At 41.6% G+C, this 1,041-nt stretch carries 2 protein-coding genes; both read right to left on the bottom strand.

The genetic code is table 11. The features are described from left to right. Window positions 1-338 (bottom strand): amidase family protein (locus L650_RS0104300; RefSeq protein WP_262974665.1); only part of this gene is annotated, 338 nt, incomplete at its 3' end. 346 nt (window positions 339-684) lie between these two features. Continuing rightward, window positions 685-1,041: ribonuclease regulator (locus L650_RS0104290; protein WP_029772311.1), on the bottom strand; the 357-nt coding region annotated here is incomplete at its 5' end.

Genomic DNA, 1,041 nt, shown 5'->3' with positions numbered 1-1,041 from the left:
CCGCCACTTGCATGGCCTTTAAGTTTTGGGTTTTGTGCTGCACCATAGTGAATGTTATTGCCCTCTAAGCTGTAAGCCAGCTCATCGGTATGGGTAAAGCCTGTAAAGCGACAACCCTCATTCATTAGTTTGTTTACGGCACTTGCTGTTTGCTGTGCAGGTTTTGCTGCTTTAAACCAGCTTGGGTTACCTGCGCTGTTGCGCTCGCCTTTAACAGCAAATACATCTTTTACCGCAAGGCGCTTATTTACAAGTTTGCCGTGGGTTTGTGTTTGCCATGCGTTAGGGCCATGGTCACAAAAAATACCGGTAAAATTATTATGTGTTTTGGTACTCATATCACCACTCATTATAAAGTAAATCTGACCAACTGGTTATAATCAGATTTAGGATGATTAAAAAGACGAATTAGTTATTATTATTTTTTAGCCCACTGCGTAACATCTTATTTTTATTTTACAGAGCCTGATCCGCTTTTTAATCAGTTAGCTATTATATTGCCTAAAAGCTAAGCAAAAGCAATGCCAAATGCAATAAAGCTGTCCGTTCGGTCAGGTTTTGTTTGGTTTGTATGGGGTTTAGCAGATATTTATAAAAATATAAGTATTAAAGAAGGCGTAATTTAGAGGTGAAAACACACCAAGTTGGTGCGTGATTGCACCAACTTGGTTGCAAGTGTGGCGTTTATAGTAATGCGTTAGGGCTAATAATTAAGCCATTTACATCGGCGTATAGCCAATCGTTAGGGTTAATTGTGGTACTAAGCATGGTCACTGTTTGATTTTTATCTCCAAAGCCACGCTTTAATGTACTGCGCGGGGTTGAGCCTAGCGCCATAACCGGCAAATCCATAGTGGCAAGTATTTCAATGTCACGGCAACAGCCGTTAATAATCACGCCTTCCCAGCGGTTTTTTAACGCGCGCTCCGCCATAATATCGCCTATAAAAGCAAAGCGTTTGCTAGCAAAGCCGTCAATAACCAGTACTTTACCCTTGCCGTTTTCATGCAGTATGTCGGCGGCAAACGAGTTATCGTCTGG

The organism is Pseudoalteromonas sp. TB51 (assembly GCF_000498055.1).
Taxonomy (GTDB): domain Bacteria; phylum Pseudomonadota; class Gammaproteobacteria; order Enterobacterales; family Alteromonadaceae; genus Pseudoalteromonas; species Pseudoalteromonas atlantica.
This window is presented reverse-complemented; position numbering and strand designations above follow the sequence as displayed.